This window comes from Agromyces sp. NPDC056965, assembly GCF_042673425.1.
Classification (GTDB): domain Bacteria; phylum Actinomycetota; class Actinomycetes; order Actinomycetales; family Microbacteriaceae; genus Agromyces.
This window is the reverse complement of record NZ_JBHURI010000007.1, coordinates 23,183-42,721: the sequence shown is the minus strand read 5'-3', so window position 1 is coordinate 42,721 and position 19,539 is coordinate 23,183. Positions and strand designations below refer to the sequence as shown.

General features: G+C 70.9%; 14 protein-coding genes. 5 read left to right on the top strand and 9 right to left on the bottom strand.

Annotated elements, in window-relative coordinates; all coding sequences use genetic code 11:
* Positions 1-78: 78 nt before the first annotated feature.
* Complete coding sequence (locus ACFTQE_RS03275; RefSeq protein ID WP_376923704.1) at positions 79-1,482, bottom strand: DUF222 domain-containing protein; 1,404 nt, start codon at positions 1,480-1,482, stop codon at positions 79-81.
* 162 nt (positions 1,483-1,644) lie between these two features.
* Between ACFTQE_RS03275 and glsA the strand changes: the two genes are divergently transcribed.
* Positions 1,645-2,865 carry a glutaminase A gene (glsA, locus tag ACFTQE_RS03270; protein WP_376923703.1) on the top strand — a complete coding sequence of 407 codons (1,221 nt, stop codon included), beginning with the start codon at positions 1,645-1,647 and terminating at the stop codon, positions 2,863-2,865.
* A gap of 209 nt (positions 2,866-3,074) precedes the next feature.
* On the opposite strand, the gene ACFTQE_RS03265 is transcribed toward glsA, so the two are convergent.
* Both ACFTQE_RS03265 and ACFTQE_RS03260 read right to left on the bottom strand, forming a co-directional pair.
* Positions 3,075-4,541 (bottom strand): cellulase family glycosylhydrolase, encoded by a 1,467-nt coding sequence (locus tag ACFTQE_RS03265; protein ID WP_376923702.1) that lies wholly within the window; start codon positions 4,539-4,541, stop codon positions 3,075-3,077.
* 140 nt (positions 4,542-4,681) lie between these two features.
* Complete coding sequence (locus ACFTQE_RS03260; protein WP_376923701.1) at positions 4,682-5,047, bottom strand: hypothetical protein; 366 nt, start codon at positions 5,045-5,047, stop codon at positions 4,682-4,684.
* A 135-nt stretch (positions 5,048-5,182) separates the two neighbouring features.
* Between ACFTQE_RS03260 and ACFTQE_RS03255 the strand changes: the two genes are divergently transcribed.
* Positions 5,183-6,571, top strand: coding sequence for an FAD-binding oxidoreductase (locus ACFTQE_RS03255; RefSeq protein ID WP_376923700.1), 1,389 nt, complete (start codon positions 5,183-5,185; stop codon positions 6,569-6,571).
* Positions 6,572-6,738: 167 nt separating this feature from the next.
* Here the strand turns inward: ACFTQE_RS03255 and ACFTQE_RS03250 are convergent, their stop codons facing one another.
* The 4 genes from ACFTQE_RS03250 to ACFTQE_RS03235 all read right to left on the bottom strand — a co-directional run bounded on the left by ACFTQE_RS03250 (position 6,739) and on the right by ACFTQE_RS03235 (position 11,066).
* Positions 6,739-7,755, bottom strand: a complete 1,017-nt coding sequence (locus ACFTQE_RS03250; RefSeq protein ID WP_376923699.1) for a LacI family DNA-binding transcriptional regulator — start codon at positions 7,753-7,755, stop codon at positions 6,739-6,741.
* A 19-nt stretch (positions 7,756-7,774) separates the two neighbouring features.
* Complete coding sequence (locus ACFTQE_RS03245; RefSeq protein ID WP_376923732.1) at positions 7,775-8,602, bottom strand: carbohydrate ABC transporter permease; 828 nt, start codon at positions 8,600-8,602, stop codon at positions 7,775-7,777.
* A gap of 99 nt (positions 8,603-8,701) precedes the next feature.
* Complete coding sequence (locus ACFTQE_RS03240; protein WP_376923698.1) at positions 8,702-9,685, bottom strand: carbohydrate ABC transporter permease; 984 nt, start codon at positions 9,683-9,685, stop codon at positions 8,702-8,704.
* Between the two features lie 73 nt (positions 9,686-9,758).
* Complete coding sequence (locus ACFTQE_RS03235) at positions 9,759-11,066, bottom strand: ABC transporter substrate-binding protein (protein WP_376923697.1); 1,308 nt, start codon at positions 11,064-11,066, stop codon at positions 9,759-9,761.
* Positions 11,067-11,263: 197 nt separating this feature from the next.
* On the opposite strand from ACFTQE_RS03235, the gene ACFTQE_RS03230 reads away from it, so the two are divergent.
* Together ACFTQE_RS03230 and ACFTQE_RS03225 are read left to right on the top strand one after the other, a co-directional pair.
* A complete protein-coding gene (locus ACFTQE_RS03230; protein WP_376923696.1) occupies positions 11,264-13,387 on the top strand; it encodes a beta-galactosidase in 2,124 nt (707 codons plus the stop codon).
* A 159-nt stretch (positions 13,388-13,546) separates the two neighbouring features.
* Complete coding sequence (locus tag ACFTQE_RS03225) at positions 13,547-15,724, top strand: glycosyl hydrolase 53 family protein (protein ID WP_376923695.1); 2,178 nt, start codon at positions 13,547-13,549, stop codon at positions 15,722-15,724.
* 74 nt (positions 15,725-15,798) lie between these two features.
* On the opposite strand, the gene ACFTQE_RS03220 is transcribed toward ACFTQE_RS03225, so the two are convergent.
* Positions 15,799-16,068 carry a hypothetical protein gene (locus ACFTQE_RS03220; protein WP_376923694.1) on the bottom strand — a complete coding sequence of 90 codons (270 nt, stop codon included), beginning with the start codon at positions 16,066-16,068 and terminating at the stop codon, positions 15,799-15,801.
* 167 nt (positions 16,069-16,235) lie between these two features.
* Between ACFTQE_RS03220 and ACFTQE_RS03215 the strand changes: the two genes are divergently transcribed.
* A complete protein-coding gene (locus tag ACFTQE_RS03215) occupies positions 16,236-19,130 on the top strand; it encodes an ATP-binding protein (RefSeq protein ID WP_376923693.1) in 2,895 nt (964 codons plus the stop codon).
* A gap of 72 nt (positions 19,131-19,202) precedes the next feature.
* On the opposite strand, the gene ACFTQE_RS03210 is transcribed toward ACFTQE_RS03215, so the two are convergent.
* A complete protein-coding gene (locus ACFTQE_RS03210; protein ID WP_376923692.1) occupies positions 19,203-19,475 on the bottom strand; it encodes a DUF4242 domain-containing protein in 273 nt (90 codons plus the stop codon).
* Positions 19,476-19,539 lie beyond the last annotated feature (64 nt).

Below are 19,539 nucleotides of genomic sequence, written 5' to 3'. Positions count from 1 at the left end.
CTCGCCCCGCTTCGCCTCGCCCCGCTTCGCCTCGCCCCGCCCGCCTCGCCTCGACTCGGTCAGGCGAGGCGGGCAGACTCATGCCACGGCAGCAGGTCTTCGCTCGACTCGGTCGGCCATGCTCGTCGGCGACTTCGTGGCCCGCCGCCACCTGCCGCCAGGGTCGAGCCACGCGGGCGGCCGGACCCGAGGAGCTCCGCTCACCATGCGGATGCCCCACCCCGAGGTCTCGATCGTGCGGTGATGGAACCAGCAGAGCAGCACTCCGTTGTCGGTGTGAGTCGGGCCGCCATCGACGTCGGGAACGACGTGGTGGATCTCGCACCACGCGGCCGGCACGCTGCACCCAGGGATGAGACACCCGCCATCGCGGAGCGTGATCGCCCGGCGTTGGTGCGGTGTGAAGCAGCGCTCGGGCGAGCCCAGCCCGATGATGCGGCCGCGGCCGTCGAAGGTGACCTGCTGAGTGCCGCCGGTGCACATCAGCTGCCGTGCCGCACGAATCGACACCGGAATCTCGACACCGTCGGCGTGCGCAACACCGCGCCCGGTCTCGAGGTCGGCGGCGCGGACGCTCACGAGCACCGTGGGTGCCGCCCCGCCGATCGTCGGGTGCTCGCCCGATCGGGCGGCTGTCGCGATGATCGCCGCCACGACATCATGGCGCTGCTGATCGGCCGTGCGCTGTTCGCCGTTGCGGTCGATGTCGGCTCGTTCTTCGGCAGTCATGAAGCCTCCCCCGGACCGCGGCGCAAGGTGCGCGTCGAAGAGCCGGCGCAACCCCGCAGCGACCTCGGGCAGGAGCTCGCCGCCGACCGGGATGAGCCCGTCACGAGCCCGGCCGAGCCGGAATCCTCGCCGCCGCATCGCTCGTTCGTCGTCGGGCTCGGGCCCGTCTTGGTCGAGGAACGCGGCCCAGGCCTGCGCCTGCACCCGCAGCTCGTCGGCGGAGCAGCGCACCGGCGCGGCCTCGCCTGCTGCGAGCGCCGCCGCCACGAGTTCGTGCTCGGCGGAGCGGAGGGCGACGGGGTCGGCGGCCCGCCGGGTGCCGTCGAGCTCGCGCACGATCGTGCACGCTGCATCGGCCCCGAGTTCTCCGTCGGCGAGCGCCCCTGCTACCTCGGGAAACCGTGCCTCCAACGGATGGCCGGACAGTCCGCGGCGGGAGCGCGTGGCCGAGCCGAGCGCGATGCGCCGCCGGGCCTCGGCGCCCGACACCTGCGTGACGCGCTCGAGGAGCTCGGCGACGGAGCGGCATCCGCGTCGGGTCGACAGCCGCTCACCGCCCAGCTCGACCCGGGAACGCTCGCCGACCTCGCCGGCGCAGGCGACACGTCGCGCGTCGATCACCCGGCCGACCGCCTCGATCGCGGTGGTCGCAGCGAGCAACTCGTGATCGGACCACATGGCGGGATCGTCGAACCCGACGACGTCGAGCAGCGATGATCGCACCTGCTCGAGCGCCTCGACGATTCCGTCCATGACCCCATCCTGCCGCGACCCACTGACATTCGAACTGGCATCAAAACCGCAGATCAGCAGGTGAATAACTCGACATTTGCCCACCTGTGGAGGAGGAGTCGATTCGCAGTTTCCACCGATCGCGGTCTCGCTCACGCGGCGACCCGGTCGTATGCTGACCCCATGCCAGCCGATCTGCGAGATCCGGTCCGACACGCGCTCGACTCCGTGCTCGAGGCGGTGCGAGAACGCACCGACGGCGAGGTCGCGAGCTACATCCCAGAACTCGCGACCGTCGAGCCGGAGCAACTCGGCGCGGCGCTCGCCAGCACCCACGGGGTCGTGCACGAGGCCGGCGACGCCGATGCCGAGTTCACGATCCAGTCGGTGTCGAAGCCCTTCGTGTTCGCCCTCGCGGTCGACGCGCTCGGCCTCCACCAGGTCACGAAGCACGTCGGCCTCGAGCCGAGCGGCGAGCCGTTCAACGCGATCAGCCTCGAGGCCGCCACCGGCCGTCCGCTGAACCCACTCATCAACGCGGGCGCGATCGTGACGACCTCGCTCATGCGCGGCGACACCGCTGCCGAGAAGTTCGATGTCGTGCGAGCCGGCATCGAGCGGTTCGCCGGCCGCGAGCTGCAGGTCGACGAGGAGGTCTTCTCCTCCGAGACATCCACCGGCGATCGCAACCTCGCACTCGCCCACCTGACCCGCTCGGCCGGCACGCTCGGTTCGACGGCGGATGTCGCGACGACCGCGTACTTCAGACAGTGCTCGCTCACCGTGAACGCCCGCGACCTCGCGATCATGGCGGCGACGCTCGCCACCGGCGGCGTGAACCCGGTCACCGACGAACGCGTCGTCAGCGAGAACGCGGCCCGCTGGACCACGGCCGTCATGACGAGCTGCGGCATGTACGACGCCTCGGGCGACTGGCTCGTACGGGTCGGACTGCCCGCGAAGAGCGGGGTCGGCGGCGGCATCGTGGCGGTGCAGCCGGGGCAGTTCGGCATCGGCACGTTCAGTCCGCGCCTCGACGCCCGCGGCAACAGCGTGCGCGGCGTCGCGACCCTCGAACTGCTGTCGGAGCGGCACGGCCTGCACATGCTGCAGCACCACGGGGTGCCGCTCTCGCCGATCGCCTCGCTCGAGCGCGAGGGCGTCGACACGGTCGCGGTGCTGCGCGGCGAGATCATGTTCTCGGGCGCCGAGGAGGTGCTCACGCGCCTGGCCCCCTTCGTGAGCGACGACGCGTGCCTCGTGCTCGACTTCACGGGCGTGACCCGGGTCGGCGACGGCTCGAAGCGCGTGTTCGCGGCGGCGCCCGAGCTCGTCGGCCGCGCGCCCGATGGCAGCGCCCGAGTCGCGGTGCGCGACCCCGAAGGCGTGCTCTCGCTCGACTGAGGCGTCGATCGAGCGGCCGTCGCGACCGTCGCGACCGTCGCGGTCGCCGCGGTCGCCGCGGTCACCGCGGTCGCCACGGTCGCCACGGTCGCCGCGGTCGCCGCGGTCGCCACGGTCGCCGCTCGTCGCTCGTCGCGAAATGCTGCGGCGCCGGCGATCCGAAGATCGAGCCGGCGCCGCGGTCATTGGGTCAACGCGTCAGCAGGCGCTCATTTCTTCTCGAGCGTCAAGGTGACCGCCGACCCCGGCTTCGCCGTGATGCGCAGGGTCTGCTTCTTCGCGTTGTAGTGCGCCTTGCCGCCCGTGATCGACACCTCGGGCGCCCGCTCGTAGGCCGTCTTCGGCACCCAGATCTCGGTCTGGCCGGCACCGGCCGTGTAGCTCACCGTGTAGTCGCCGCTCGCCGCGTCGAGGTGCTCGGCACCGGGCACGCCGGAGATCGCTCGTGCATACGGGCCGAACGCGGGTTCGTTGCCGGGAGCGGCCCCGCCCGCGGCATCCATCGCGCAATAACCGCCGCCGTCGCTGCGGCAGTAGTACCAGATCGACCAGCCGCTCGCGAAGCGCTCCATTGCCGCGACCTGCGCGGCGACGAGCGCGGCGTTGCCCGGCGTGCGGGAGTTCGGAACACCCCACTCGCCGACGATCAGCGGCATGCCGTTCGCTGAGGGGTAGGCCGAGATCGCGGCCTCGTAGTTCACGACGAAGTCGTCGCCGGTCCAGTCGCCGCCCTCTTCGACGCCCGTGTTGTAGAAGTGCGGCGCGTAGCCGAGCTTCGGGTCGTCGAAGGTGCGCAGCTGCGTGGGCACGCCGTAGCCGACGAGCACGGTCGGCTCGAGGAAGATCCACGACTCGTCGTCGACCGAGCGCACCGCGTCGATCAACCGGTCGTACATGTCGCTGATCTTGGTCGACTCGATGCGCGCCGACGCGGTGACCCAGTCCTCGCCCTCTTCGAACTCGCCGAACGGCTCGTTGAACAGGTCGTAGCCGAGCAGGCTGTCGTGACCGCCGAAGCGGTCGGCGACCTCGACCCAGAGTTGCTGCTGCGCGGCGCGCAGGTCGGCATCGTCGTAGAGGTGCGTGAAGGAGCGCTGCACCGCGGGCTGGAAGTAGTTGTTGAACCAGTTCGCCGGGTCGTCGACGAAGGGCAGCCCGTCGGTGCGGGTCGCCCACTCGGGCGCCCCCGACGCCCCGAACACCGGACCGTAGACGTCTTGGTGCATGTCGAGCATGACGTGCACGCCCTCGCGGTCGGCCGCGTCGAGCACCGACTCGACGTAGTCGAAGTACGCCTCGTCGTAGTCGCCCTGCTCGGGCTCGAAGTACTGCCACTGCACGACGAGCCGCAGGAAGTTGAAGCCCTGGTCGGCCATCGACTCGATGTCGCCCGGCGTCAGCCGGTCGTGCACGTACTTGGCCGCGTTGTAGCCGCGAAGCTGCAGCGCCCGGCCCTGCTCGTCGGTGATGAAGACGCGCCCGTCGGGGGTGGTGACCGTCGACTTCTTCCCATGACCGGATGCCCCGTGGCCCGGCTTGCCCGCACTGCGGGAGGTGCTCGTGTCGCTGCCCGCCGGCGCGGTCGCTGCCGCTGCCGCGGCCGTCGGAACGAGGGCGAGCGCGGCTGCAGTGGCGAGGGCGAGCCCTGCTGCGGCGCGGTGCAAGAGGGTGGGCATTGGCGCTCCTTTGCGCATCGAACGACCGTGGTGCGATCGAGCGTAGGGCCAAGTGGGTCAAATGACCTAGTAATCCGGAGAACTCGCCCCGTTTTCGATCGGCGCCGGCCGCGGCGCCGCTCCGCGCGCCCCTCCGCGCCCTACCGCTCGCCGAGAAGCAGCCCGCGCTGCATCGTCTCGGCGCGCATCGCGTTGATGAACTCGCCGTACGCGTTCTTGCTCTTCGCGTAGCCGATGGCGCCGCCCTTGACCGCGCCGAGCGCGCCGTCCTGATCGAAGCGCAGCCACGTGTTGCCGTGCTGGTCGACGCCGATGTCGAACGTGAACGAGATGTGGAAGTTCTTGCCCGCCATCGCCCCGAGCAGCAGCGTCTTGGTGAGGTTGCCGCGCTCGAGCTTGATGCTCGACTGCGACGGCTGCGTCGCCTCGTAGCCGAGGCCCTGCGCGATCGAGATCACGACGGGCACGGTCTGCTGGTCGGTACCGGCGAGGATGAGTTCGGGCATGGGCTTCGGGCTCCTTCTGTCGTGCGGACAGATGACGATACCGCGACGATCGAGCGGATGTCGCGGCAGCTCGTGACGCCGCGCCCGGCTCGATTCCCGCTGGCGGGCACGAGACCCGAGGAGTAGCTTGACGGGATGGCCGTGGCGGTCGATGCAGCCGCGTTCAGCGAGTTGGAATCGGGGTTCGCTGGCGAGATCGTGCGGCCCGACGACGGCAGCTACGACGAGTACCGCAGGGTCTGGAACGGCTCGATCGACCGTCGTCCCGCCGTGATCGCCCGATGCGTCGGCGCCGACGACGTCGGTGCGGCGCTCACGTTCGCCCGCCGAACCGGCCTGCCCGTCGCGGTCCGTGGCGGCGGGCACAGCTTTCCCGGCCTCTCGGTCTGCGATGACGGCATCGTCATCGACCTCGCGCCGATGAGGTCGGTCACCGTCGACCCCGAGGCGCGCACGGCGCATGTGCAGGGCGGCGCACTGCTCGGCGACGTCGACCGTGCGACGCAGCCGTCGGGGCTTGCGGTGCCGAGCGGCATCGTCACGCACACCGGCGTCGCCGGCCTGACGCTCGGCGGCGGCATCGGGTGGGTCATGCGCAAGTACGGCCTGAGCATCGACCAGCTGTCGTCGGTCGAGCTCACCACCGCCGCGGGCGAGCGCGTGATCGCGAGCGAGGCCGAGAACGCCGACCTGTTCTGGGGCGTGCGCGGCGGCGGCGGCAACTTCGGCATCGTCACCGCGTTCGACTTCAACCTGTGCGAGGTCGGACCGACCGTCATCGCCGGCCCCATCTTCTGGCCGATCGAGCAGTCGCCGCAGGTGCTGCGCTTCTACCGCGACTGGATCGCCGACGCGCCCGACGAGCTGATGACGATCGTGATGCATCGCAAGGCACCGCCGCTCCCCTTCGTTCCACCGGAGCTGCACGGCAAGCTCATCGTCGGCGTGGTCTGCTGCTACACGGGGCCGATCGACGAGGGCGAGCGGGTCGTGCGCCCGATGAAGCAGTTCGGTTCGCCGGTGCTCGACCAGTGCGAGCCGAAGCCCTTCATCGAGCACCAGGCGATGTTCGACCCGTCCTTCCCGCCCGGTCGCTGGTACTACTTCCGCTCGTGCGACGTCGCCGAACTGAGCGACGAGGTGATCGACATCACGGTCGAGCACACGCGGCGCATCCAGTCGCCGCTGACGAGCTTCCCGATCTGGCAGGTCGGCGGTGCCGTCGCGCGGGTCGGCGAGAACGAGATGGCGTTCAGCGGACGCGGCGTCGGGCACACCTTCAACATCAACGCCGCCACGGCGTCGGCCGAGGGCTTCGATGCCGAACGCGAGTGGGTCCGCGACTTCTGGTCGGCGCTCGAGCCCTTCCACACGAGCGTCTACATGAACTTCCTCATGGAGGAGGGCGAGGAGCGCATCCGCCAGGCGTACGGCGCGGAGAAGTACGACCGGTTGAAGGCGCTCAAGCGCAAATACGACCCCGGCAACCTCTTCCGGCTGAACCAGAACATCCCGCCGGGCTGAGGGTCCGCGAACCGACACGCGCATGATGACGGTGACGAACAACCTGTCGCTCGAGCGCTACGCGCCGCGTGACACTGGGAGCACCGCGGCCCGTGCAGAGGCTGACGCCGCCGAGGCGTGCTGAGCGGAGACCGGCGCCAGCGCGGCTTCAGCCCTCCGACCCGCGATCAGGCCGACTCGCGCCGCACGAGCTCGGTCGGCAGCGTCATGCGCCCGGCCGGTCGGCCGTCGATCACGTCGAGCAGCATGCGCACCATCTCGTGCGCGATGCGCTCGAAGGGCTGGCGCATCGTCGTGAGTGCCGGCTCGACGCGCGTCGCGATCGGCGCGTCGTCGAACCCGGCGACGGCGACGTCGTCGGGCACACGGCGCCCGCGCGACTGCAGCACCTCGACGGCGCCCGCGGCCATCACGTCGTTGGCGACGAAGACGGCGTCGAGGTCGGGCACGCTGTCGAGCAGCTCGGCCATGGCCTGCGCCCCGCTCGCGCGGGAGTAGTCGCCGACGGCGACGAGACGCTCGTCGAAGGCGTCGCCGAGTTCGAGGCGATAGCCCTCGAGTCGGCCGATGCCGCCCGAGGTGTCGACCGGCCCGCTGATGGTGGCGATGCGTCGCCGGCCCGAGTCGCGGAGGTAGGCCACCATGTCGCGGGCGCCCTCGAGGTCGTCGGCGGCGACGTAGCCGATGCGGCGCTCGTAGCCGAGCGGCACCCCGCACGCGACGACGGGCACCTCGGCATCGACGAGCGACTTCAGGAACCCCTCCCGGCCGAGGTGCGACGAGACGAGCAGGGCGCCGTCGACGTGACCGGCCGTGATGAACTCGGTCGCCCGCCGCTGCTCGTCGTCGGAGCCCGCCATGAGCAGCACGAGCGGCAGGTCGCGTTCGGCGAGCGCATCGGCCGCTCCGCGCATGAGCACCGCGAAGTTCGGGTCCTCGAAGAGCCGGTCGTGCGACTCGGTGAGCAGGAACGCGATCGAGTTCGCCCGGGCGGTCGCGAGGTTCCGCGCGTGCGGGTTGATGCGGTACCCGGTCTTCTTGATGGCGCGTTCGACGGCCTCGCGGGCCGTGGGGCTCACCCAGTGACCGCCGTTCAGCACTCGGGAGACCGTGCCGCGGGATACCCCGGACTCGCGGGCGACGTCCTCGATGGTGGGACGCCTGCGGGGCGCGTTCTCAGTCACGTGGCCAGTGTATGAGGGGTCATGCCTTCACGGCACCGGCGGCGAGGTCGACGCGCCAGTACCGCTGCAGCACGAGGAAGAGCGCGATGAGCGGAACGATCGACAGCAGTGCTCCCGTGATCACGAGCGTGTACATCGCCGGCAGCGACGCCCCCTGGTTCAGGAGCCCCGAGAGCCCGACCGTGATCGGGAACAGCTCGTCGTTGCCGAGCATGATGTACGGCAGCATGAAGTTGTTCCACACGGCGACGAACTGGAACAGGAAGATCGTCACGAGCCCCGGCCCCATCATCGGCAGGGCGATGCGGTGGAAGATGGAGAGCTCGCGCGCCCCCTCGGTGCGGGCCGACTCGATGATGTCGGTCGGCACGGCGGCCGCCGCGTAGATGCGGGCGAGGTAGATGCCGTACGGGCTGATGAGCTGCGGCAGCAGCACCGACCAGTAGGTGTTCGTGAGCCCGACCTGCGCGAGCAGCAGGTACTGCGGAATCGCGACGATGACGCCCGGCACGAGCACGCCCATGAGCAGCACCCGGAACACGACGTTCTTGCCGGGGAACACGTACTTCGCGAGCGCGTAGCCCGACAGCGCCGAGACGTAGGTCGAGACGATCGCGCCGAAGCCGGCGTAGAGGGCCGTGTTCGACATCCACCGCCAGTAGAGGCCGTCGCGGTAGTTCGTCAGCTCGACGATGTTGTCCCACAGGTGCGTGCTCGGCGCGAAGGTGAACGTCGAGAACAGCTCCGAGGCATCCTTCGTCGAGGCGATGACGACCCATGCGACGGGCAGCAGGCAGTAGAGGGCGCCGAGCAGCAGCACGGCGGTGGTGCCGACGGCCAGGGGCATCCGCTGGTCGCCCTTCGCACCCCTTCGGCTGCGGCGACCGGATGCCTCGTCGAGGTCGGGCACGATCATGGCGCGGGTCTGGTTGGTGATGGTCACGGCTCAGTCCTCCTGGCCGAAGGCGCGTCGCTGCACGACGCGGAGGAACAGGAAGGAGATGGCGAACGTCGCCACGGCGATGATCACCGAGGTGGCGGCGGCCGAGTAGATGTCGTCGCGCGTGAACGCGTCGCGGTAGACGTACATGAGCGGCGACCAGGTGGTCGAGAGGCTGTTGGTGAGCGGCCGCAGGGTCGTCGGCTCGGCGAACACCTGCAGCGTCGCGATCATCGAGAACAGCGCGGTCATGATGAGCGCGGGCATGATGATCGGCACCTTGATGCGCAGTGCGATCTGGCGCTCGCTCGCGCCGTCGATGCGCGCGGCCTCGTAGATCTCGGTCGGCACCGCCTTCAGCGAGGTGTAGATGACGATCATGTTGAAGCCGACGCCGCCCCACAGGCCGATGTTCGCGATGGCGAACACGACGAGGCCGGGTGAGAGGAGCGACGGCACGTCGTCCCAGCCGAGCTGTTCGAAGATCCAGTAGAAGGGGCTGACGGCGGGCAGGTAGAGGAAGCCCCAGAGCAGCGACGAGATGACCGCCGGCACCGCGTACGGCAGGAAGATCGAGACCCGCGAGAAGCCCTTCGCACCCGTGCGCCGCGCGTCGAGCAGCAGCGCGAAGAGCAGCGCGAGGCCGAGCATCATCGGCACGAGGATGAGTCCGTAGACGAGCACCCGGCCGACGCTCGCGAGGAACTCGGGGTCGGTGAACGTCGCGATGTAGTTCTCGAGGCCTGCGAAGGCGCGGGTGCGCGAGCCCGAGCCGAGGCCGAGTCCCGACACGAGCTCCTTCTGGAAGGAGAGCGCGAAGGTGTAGAGGATCGGCGCGGCCATGAACAGCGTGAAGAGCACGATGCCGGGCGCGAGCATCATCCACGGGGTGACGTGACGGCGGGCGGAACTGCGCCGTTTCGCCGGACGCTGCGGCGCGGGCCGTACCGGCCGGGTTTCGCCGCTCGGGGCGTCGACCGTTGCGGTCATGTGTCGGTCCTTCCAGGGGCGGGTGGAACTGGGGCGAGGGGGCGCCGCGGCGCAGCGCCCCCTCGAACTCGAGCTAGTCGGCGACGGTGAAGCCGCTGGACTCCAGGTCGTCGACCGTGATCTGCTGCATCGCCGCGACCGCGTCGAGGAACGCTTGACGGGTCTTCGACTCGGCGGCCTTCGCGAACTCGTCGTTGTAGGCGCTGAACGCGACGTTCACGTTCGGGCCGTACTGGAAGGGCGCGACCGACTGCGCGGCGTCGGCTGCGACGTCGTAGAAGTCGGGCTGGTTGCTGAAGAACTCGGGCGCCTCCGAGAGGGTGGATGCCGCGGCATCCGTCGAGGCCGGGTAGATGCCGGTCTCGGTGACGAGGGCCTGCACGGCGTCGGGGTCGGTGTTCAGCCAGGTGGCGAACTTCACCGCGGCGTCGACGTGCTTCGACTGCGAGGTGACCGCCGTCGACGAGCCGCCCCAGTTGCCGTTGGAGGCGTCGGAACCCCAGTTCGGCAGGGTCGCGGCCTTCCACAGCCCCGCAGTGTCGGCGGCGTTGCCGCTCAGCACGCCCGGGCCCCAGACGGCGCCGAGCCAGCCGGCCTGCGTGCCGTCGTTCAGGGCCGCGTTCCACTCGGGGGTGTACATCGGCTTGTTGTCGATGACGCCCTCCTCGACGAGTCCGCCCCAGTAGTCGGCGACCTTCTGCGTGGGCTCCTCGTCGATGCCGACGCCCCAGGCGTCGCCGTCGATCGACCACCACTCGGCCTCGGCCTGCTGCGCGAGCCCGGCGAACCATCCGGCATCGTTCGACGAGAAGGTGCCGAGATACTTGGCGGGGTCGGCCGCGTGCAGTGCGCGGGCCGTCTCGGCATACTCGTCCCACGTCGTGGGCACGGTGAGGCCGAGCTGGGTGAAGATGTCGTCGCGGTAGTAGAACATCATGGGTCCCGTGTCCTGCGGGATCGCGTAGAGCGCGTCGCCGCCGAGGGTGACCGAGTCCCACACGCCCGACGGGAACTCGCCCGAGAGGTCGGCGGCGCTCGTGCCGGCGAGGTCGGCGAGTGCGTCGCTCGAGACGAGCGTCGGGATCTTCTGGTACTCGGCCTGGATCAGGTCGGGTGCGCCGCTGCCGGCCTTGATCGCCGTGAGCAGCTTGGTGATCGCGGGGTCGCCGCCGTCCTGCTTGTTGACGGTGACCTGGATGTCGGGGTTCTCGTCGTTCCAGAGGTCGACGACCTTGTCGAGGTTCGGCGCCCAGGCCCAGTAGGTGAGTTCCACCGGGTCGTCGGCACTGCCCTCTGAGCCTGCATCTGCCGAGCAACCGGTCATGATCAGCGCTGCTGCGGCAACGGCTGCAACGGCGCCGGTGCGGAATGCTGCACGCATTCGTCCTCCTTGTCGAAAGCTGTGATTGCGGATGCCCCGTGGCCGCACGCGATCGAGAGAGGACCACGTTGTGCCTGTGAGCGATCCCAGTAACGCACAGCCGCGCTTTCGTGTCAACTCCGGGATCAACAGATGGCGTAACGATCTCATCCTGTGTTAGAACTGTGACCGCACACAGTTTCAAGGGAGAACACTCCATGCCTTCGCAGCCTGCGCCGACCTCACGCCCAGCCCCCGTCATGGGCGCCGAGGCGACCACCGCCACGGCAAGCGCACCCGCTTCCGCCTCCGCTTCTGCTTCGTCGACGTCGACGTCGGCGCGCAGCGGCTGGATGCCCGGCACCTCGGCGATCCGCTTCGGCGGCGACTACAACCCCGAGCAGTGGACCCGCGAGACCTGGCTCGAGGACATCGAGCTCATGCGCGAGGCCGGCGTCAACCTCGTGAGCGTCGGCATCTTCTCGTGGGCGCTGCTCGAGCCGCGCGAGGGCGAGTACGACTTCGCCTTCCTCGACGAGGTGCTCGACCTGCTCGCCGGCGCCGGCATCGACGTCGACCTCGGCACGCCCACGACCGTGCCGCCGGCCTGGTTCTGGAAGGCGTACCCGCAGGCGCGGCCCGTGACCCGCGACGGCGTCGCCCTCGGCTTCGGCTCGCGCGGCATCGTCTCGCCGTCGAGCCCCGAGTACCGCCGAGCGGCGTCAGCCATCGCCGAGCGGCTCGCCGAGCGCTACGCGCAGCACCCCGCAGTCGTCATGTGGCACGTGCACAACGAGTACGGCGCCCCCGTCTCCGAGAGCTTCGACGAGGCATCCGTCGTCAATTTCCGGCACTGGCTCGCGAATCGCTACGGCTCGCTCGACGGGCTGAACCGCGCGTGGGGCACGACGTTCTGGGGGCAGGTGTACGGCGAGTGGGATGAGGTCGACGCGCCCCGCCAGTCGGCGAGCGTCTCGAATCCCGCCCACCAGCTCGACTTCAAGCGGTTCAGCTCCGACGCGCTGCTCGAGTGCTTCGTGCTCGAGCGCGACGCGATCCGGCGGCATGCCGCGCAGCCGATCACGACGAACTTCATGGCCACGAGCTGCCCCTCGGTCGACTACTGGAAGTGGGCGCCCGAGGTCGACATCGTCTCGAACGACCACTACCTCACGGCCTCGCGCATCGACGCCCACGTCATGCTCGCGATGGACGCCGACTTCACCCGCTCGCTCGCGGCCGGCCGCCCGTGGGTGCTCATGGAGCACTCGACCTCGGCCGTCAACTGGCAGCCGCGCAACGTCGCGAAGCGCCCCGGCGAGCTCGCGCGCAACAGCATGGCCCACCTCGCCCGCGGCGCCGACGCGATCATGTTCTTCCAGTTCCGGGCGAGCCGCTTCGGCGCCGAGAAGTTCCACTCGGCGATGCTCCCCCACGCCGGCCGCTCGTCGCGCGTGTGGAAGGAGGTCGTGGGGCTCGGCGAGCTCGTCGGCGACCTGTCGGAGCTGCGCGGCAGCCGCGTCGAGGCATCCGTCGCCGTGATCTGGAGCACCGAGTCGTTCTGGGCGCAGGAGCTCGAGTGGCGGCCCTCGGTCGACCTCTCGCATCGCGAGCGCCTCGAGGCGTTCTACTCCGAGCTGTGGAAGCTCGGCGTGACCGTCGACTTCGTGCACCCGGGCGCCGACCTGTCGGGCTACTCGGCCGTGTTCGCGCCGTCGCTGTACCTGCTCGACGAGGCCTCGACCGCGAACCTGCAGGGCTACGTGTCGGGCGGCGGCGTGCTCGCCGTGTCGTACTTCTCGGGCATCGTCGACGAGTTCGACGCCGTGCCGTCGGGCCCGTTCCCCGGCCGCCTGCGCGAGGTGCTCGGCCTGGCGATCGAGGAGTTCCAGCCGCTCCGCGAGGGCGGCGTCGTCGCCCTCACCGACGGGTCGAGCGGCGCCGTGTGGACCGACGAGATCCACCTCGAGGGCGCGGCCGCCGTCGAGCGTTTCGTCGACGGACCTGCTGCGGGCCTGCCCGCCGTCACCCGCAACGCGCTCGGCGACGGCGCCGCCTGGTACCTCTCCACGAGGCTCGACGGCGGCGAGCTCGCCGCGTTCATCGGCGGCGTGCTCGCCGACGCCGGCCTCGAGGTCGCCCCGCCGCCGCTCGGGCTCGAACGCGTCATCCGCGTCGCTGGCGATGGCACCCGCTACCTCGTCGCGATCAACCACGCCGAGACCGACGCCGCGATCGCGGCCGCGGGCACTGACGTCGCGACCGGTGCGGCGACGGATGCCGCGACGCTCGTGCCGGCCGGCGGCACGCGCGTCATCCGGCTCGCGCCCAGCGGGGACTAGCCGCACCGACGGGCGGCTGCCGCATCGGAGCCGCCGCCCACCCGACCAGCACCACCAGAACGAACACCGCAACGTCGCGGATCCGTTCGCCCGACTCGGGCGGCGACCCGCGAGGCTGCCAGATCGAGAGGGAAACGGATCGTGCAGAGACATCCAAGAATGGCCGGGGCCGCCGCCCTGGCGGCGACGCTCGCCACCCTGATCGCGATACCCGCGGGCGCCTCGGCGGCCGCGGCATCCGAACCGGCTGACGCCCCGGGCGCCGGCCCCGTCGAGGCGGGCATCTCCGTCGAGAAGGTCGACGGGCTCTCCCCCGACTTCGTGAACGGCGTCGACGTGTCGACGGTGCTCTCGCTCGAGGAGAGCGGCGTCGTCTTCCGCGACGAGTCGGGGGCGCCCGCCGACCTGTTCGACGTGCTCGCCGCCGACGGCGTGAACACCGTGCGCGTGCGGGTCTGGAACGACCCGTTCGACGCCGCCGGACGCGGCTACGGCGGGGGTGATGTCGACGTCGCGCGCGCCGTCGAGATCGGGCAGCGGGCGACCGCGGCGGGCCTCGAGGTGCTCGTCGACTTCCACTACTCCGACTTCTGGGCCGACCCCGGCCGCCAGCTCGCGCCGAAGGCCTGGGCCGGACTCTCCGACGCCGAGACCGTGACCGCGCTGCACGACTTCACCGTGTCGTCGCTGCAGGCGTTCGAGGCGGCGGGCGTCGACGTCTCGATGGTGCAGATCGGCAACGAGACGAACAACGCCATCGCGGGCCACACCCGTCCGGGCCGCGAGATCGACGCCCAGTTCGCGGCGCTCGTCGCCGCGGGCAGCGCCGCCACCCGCGAGACCCTGCCCGACGCACTCGTCGCGGTGCACTTCACGAACCCCGAGACGCCCGGCCGCTACGCGACCTACGCCGCCGGCCTCGCGCAGTTCGGCGTCGACTACGACGTCTTCGCGAGCTCGTACTACCCGTTCTGGCACGGCACGACCGAGAACCTCACCTCGGTGCTGAGCGACATCGCGACGACCTATGGCAAGCAGGTCATGGTCGCCGAGACGTCATGGGCGCGCACCCTCGACGATGGCGACGGGTACGGCAACGTCATCGGCGCGGCCGGCACCACCGGTCAGTACCCCGTGAGCGTGCAGGGCCAGGCGACGCAACTGCGCGACGTGATCGCCGCGGTCACCGCCGTCGGCGACGCCGGCCTCGGCGTGTTCTACTGGGAGCCGGCCTGGCTGCCCGTCGGCCCCGCCGCCGAGGTCGAGGCGAACCGCGTGCTCTGGGAGCGCGACGGCTCGGGCTGGGCGACGAGCGCCGCGAGCGACTACGACCCCGTGCACGTCGGCGAGTTCTACGGCGGCTCGGCGTGGGACAACCAGTCGCTCTTCGCGTGGGACGGCACGCCGCTCGAGTCGCTCCGCACCTTCGAGTACGTCGTCACCGGCGCGGTCGCCCCGCGCGCGATCACGACGATCGAGCCGGTCGCCCTGATGGTGACGGATGGCTCGCCGGTGACCCTGCCCGAGACGATCGCCGTGAACTTCAACGACGGCAGCACGGAGCATCCGTCGGTCGAGTGGAGCCGAGCGGTCGACTGGATCCGCGGACCGGGCTCCTACTCGATTCCCGGCACGACCGAGTCGGGCCTGCGCGTGGTGGCCGCCGTCGACGTGGTCGCGCCGAACTTCGTGCAGAACCCCGGCTTCGAGGCGAGCGACATGAGCGCGTGGCGGCTCACCGAGCCGGCCGCGCGCGCCGAGACCGCCGACGCCTCCGCCGGCGACTTCGGCGTGACGTTCTGGAACGGCTGGGCCTACGAGACGTCGGCGAAGCAGACCCTCACGGGCGTGCCCGCCGGCACCTACGTGCTCGAGGCGACGACGCAGGGCACGAACAGCCCGTCGACCGACACCCGAGTGCTCTCCGCGACGACCTCGGCCGGCTCGTGGAGCGCACCGATGGAGTTCACGGCGTGGAACGAGTTCCACACCGCGACCGTGCCCCAGGTGGTCGTCGGCGCCGACGGCATCGTCGAGATCGCGGCCGAGTTCTCACTCTCGGCGGGCGCCTGGGGCGTGCTCGACGAGGTGCGGCTGGTCGCCCCCGAGTCGTCGGCCGCCCCGGTCGGCACCGTGACGCTCGAGGCGGCGCTCGCGAGTGCCGCGGCCGTCGAACGATCGAAGTACACGGATGCCTCGCTCGCGAACCTCGACGACGCCGTCGCGACCGGCGAGGTCGTGCTCGCGGGTTCCCGCGCGACGGCGCGCGACGTGAAGGACGTGACGAAGCTCGTCGAGAAGGCGGTGAAGCAGCTCAAGCGGGTCAAGCAGAAGTAGGCCGCGCGACGAGGTGGGCGGGTGCCGAGGCATCCGCCCACCTTCGTCGTCTCGGCCGTTGTCTCGGTCGCCGCTCACTTGCCGCTCAGCGGCGACAGGTCGTCGTTGACGACGGCTCCCTCGACATCTTCAGTTGCGGGGGCATCCCCGGCCCCGTCGCAGAGCCCCTCGGGGGCCCGCTCGCGAATGTACGCGGCCATGTGACAGACCTCGGTCGACCCCATCTTGACGCGGGTCGAACCGTCGCCCGCTCCCCCGCCGGTGCCGCCGTCGGTCTGGCCGCAACCGGCCAGCACGCCCAAGGTCAGCACGGCCGGGATGATGAGGAACGCACGTGCGTTCATGATCCCTTTCCTTCCGTGATGCGGGCTCCTGGAGGAGCACCGCTGGGACTCACGGTAGGAAGGGCGCGGCCGCGCCACATGACGCGAGCCGACCATCTTCGAGCACACGCTCGCGTAGTCAATTCGCGTCATCGCCGCACGCGCGACCGCGGACTATCGTGAGGGGCATGCGGGATTGGTCCGCCCCGGCGCTGCCGGCGGTTTGGACGACCTCCGGCCAGCCCCCGTTCATCGCGCGGCACGACGAAGTCGCGGCGCTCGATGCCGCATGGGCCGACGCGCTCGCGGGTGCCGGGCGGGCGGTGTTCATCAGCGGCGACGCGGGGTCGGGCAAGTCCCGGCTCGTGAGCGAGGTCTGCACCCGGCTCAGCGCGAGCGGTGCGGCCGTGCTCACCGGCTCCTGCATCCAGGAGATCGGCGCCCCGTTCGAGCCCTTCGACGAACCGCTGCGAGCAGTGCTCCCGGCCTACCGAGCGGATGCCGCCGCGGCATCCGCCCTCGAATCGGTCGAGCTGCTCGAACGGGTGCTCGAGCAGGCCGATCAGGATGCCGCCGACCGCTCGACCGGGCAGGAGCGCGTGTACACCGCGGTCGTCGAGGTGCTGCGTGCGGCGGCGACGACCCGGCCGGTGGTGCTCGCGCTCGACGACCTGCACTGGGCGGGGCCGGCGGCCATGCGACTGCTCAGCCGCGTCGTCGAGGGCACGACCGACCGCCGGGTGCTGCTCCTCGGCGCGTTCCGCAACTCGCCGCCCGACCGTTCGGAGCCGCTCGCCGACTCGCTCACCCCGCTCGCCCGGCTGCACGGCGTGCAGCGCATCGCGCTCGTGCCCTTCACCGTCGATGAGATCACCGACTACGTCGTGGCCCGCGCCGGCCTCTCCCGCGAGCGCGCGCTCGACTCGGCCGACGTGCTGCACGAGCTCACGGGCGGCAACCCGTTCCTGCTGCGGGCGATGTGGCGCCCGGTCGTCGAGGCCGAGCAGCACGGCAGCGAGCGCGTCATCGAGCTGCCCGACACGGTCAGCGACATGGCCCGCACGCGCATCGCCGTGCTCGACGAGACCCAGCGGTCGGTGCTCGTGCTCGCCGCCGTGCTCGGCCAGGAGGTCGATCTCACCGAGGTGCTCGGCATCAGCGAGGCATCCGTCGAGGTGACCTTGGGGGCGATGGATGCCGCGGTGCGCGGCGGCCTCATCGAGCCGCCGCGGCGCGCGGGCGACCACTACCGGTTCGCGCACGCGATCGCGCGGCAGGCGATCATCGACGTGATTCCTCCAAGTGACGTGCTCCGCACCCACGCGCGCATCGCGCAGACGCTCGAGGCCGACTTCCCGGCCGCGCCGCGGCTCGTGCAGCGACTCGCGCACCATTACACCGCGGCGCGCGCGCTCGGCTTCGGCGATCGCGCGGTCATGTACCTCGCACGTGCGGCCGAGCTCGCGAAGGGTCGCATCGCGCCCGACGACGCGGGCGCGCTCTTCATCCGGGCGGCCGAGATCACGCCCGACGCCGACGACCGTGCCGAGCTGCTGCTGCGCGCGGCGGAGTGCTGGGATCTCGCCGCCGACACCGCTCGCGCCCGTGCACTCTTCGGGCAGGCGAGCGAGGTGGGAAATGCGCGGCAGCGCCTGCGCGCGGCGATCGGCTACGAGGATGCCTCGTGGCGCCCCGGCCTGCCCGGACTCCATGCCCGCGAGATGCTCGCCGAGGCCCTCGACGCCGTGCCCGCCGATGACGACGATCCGCTCTACATCGAGGCGCTCGGCGCGTTCGCCAGGGCGACGGCGTTCACGGGCGCCATCGACGCGGCCGAGCCGATCGCGGCCCGGGCGGTCGCCCTCGCCCGCGCGCACGGCGACCAGCACCTGCTCGCGGCGACGCTGCGCACCTCGGTGACGCTGACGCTCCGACCACGGGGTGTCGCCGAGCGTCTCGAGCGCGCCGCCGAACTCATCACCTTGACCCACCTCGCCGACAACGACTGGCACGGTGCGGCGACCATGCACCACGCAGCCTTCTCGTACCTCGTCGGCGATCGGGCCGGCCTCGACGACTCGGAACGCCAACTCGATGTGATGAGCCGAAGCTGGGAACGCCACTGGCGGTACTGGATCGAGTGCGTGCGGTTCACGCGCGCCCTCGTGGCGGGCCGTCTCGATGCCGCTGAGACGGCCGCCCGGCGAGCCCGGCACCGCGAGAGCGTGTTCCGCGGCGATGCCACGTCGGCGGCGAGCGCGCTCCAGGACTTCATGCTTCGCCGCGAGGCCGGACGGCTCGACGCCGTGCGACCGCTCATCAGCGGCGACGAGTCGCCGACCGAGCGATGGGCGCCTGGGCTGCTCGCCCTCTACACCGAGCTCGAGCTCGAGCGGCCCGCGCGCCGCACGCTCGCGTGGATGCTCGAGCACACCGAGGCCGAGCCGAGCAACTCGAGCGACTGGCCCGCACGTCTCGTATTCATGACCGAGGCGGCGCTCTGGCTCGGCGACACCGACACCGCGTCGGTGCTGCACCCGTGGCTCGAGGAGTACGCGGGGCTGAACCTCATGTCGGGCCTGTTCATCGCCCCGTTCGGCGCCGCCGACTGCTACCTCGGCGAGGTCGAGTCGCTCTGCGGGTTCGGTTCGCCCGGCGAACGCTTCGACGCCGCACTCGCCCTCGCCGACCGCAGCGACGCCTCACTGCATGCCGCCCGGGCCCTTGCTGCCCACGCGGCGCACCTGCGCCGGGCAGACCCCCGATCGCCCGCGGCGAGCGCACTCGCCACCCGGGCCCGCGCGATCGCCGAGCCCGCCGGTCTCGTGAAGGTGCTGCGGGCGCTCGACGCGGGCGCCGGGGCATCCGCTCGGGAGGTGAACGGGCTGACCGCGCGCGAATGCGAGGTCATCGGGCTCATCGCCGAGGGGCGCAGCAATCGCGACATCGCCTCGGCGCTCGTGATCAGCGAGCACACGGCGGCGAACCACGTGCGCAACATCCTGACGAAGATCGGGGCGGTCAACCGCACGCAGGCCGCGATGTTCGCGCGCGAGCACGGGCTCGCGGGCGACGGCGCCTAGGCGTGCGGCTGCCGACTGCCGTCGTGTGCCGTCTGCCGTCGTGTGCCGTCTGCCGTCGTGTGCTGGCTGCCGTCAGCTGACGGCAGCGAGCAACCCGGTCGGCATCATGCGGCCGTCGACCTCGGTGATGACGTCGGCGGGCATGCCGGCGCGTACGGCCGCCGCGCGAATCGCCTCCATCGACGCCGCCTCGTAGAGGCAATAGCTCTTGCGACGGTCGACGGACAGGAACGAGTAGAGCCAGCGCACGTCCTCTTCATCGTTGATGAGGTTGATGTCGGCGGCGTTCTCGAGCGGCACCGGAACGTCTTCGGCGTAGTTGCGCTCGATGATGAAGTACGGCATCGGTGATCCCCCTTTGCGCGTGTGGGGCACAGGCTACTCCTGATGCGGCGCGGCGGCCTCCGTG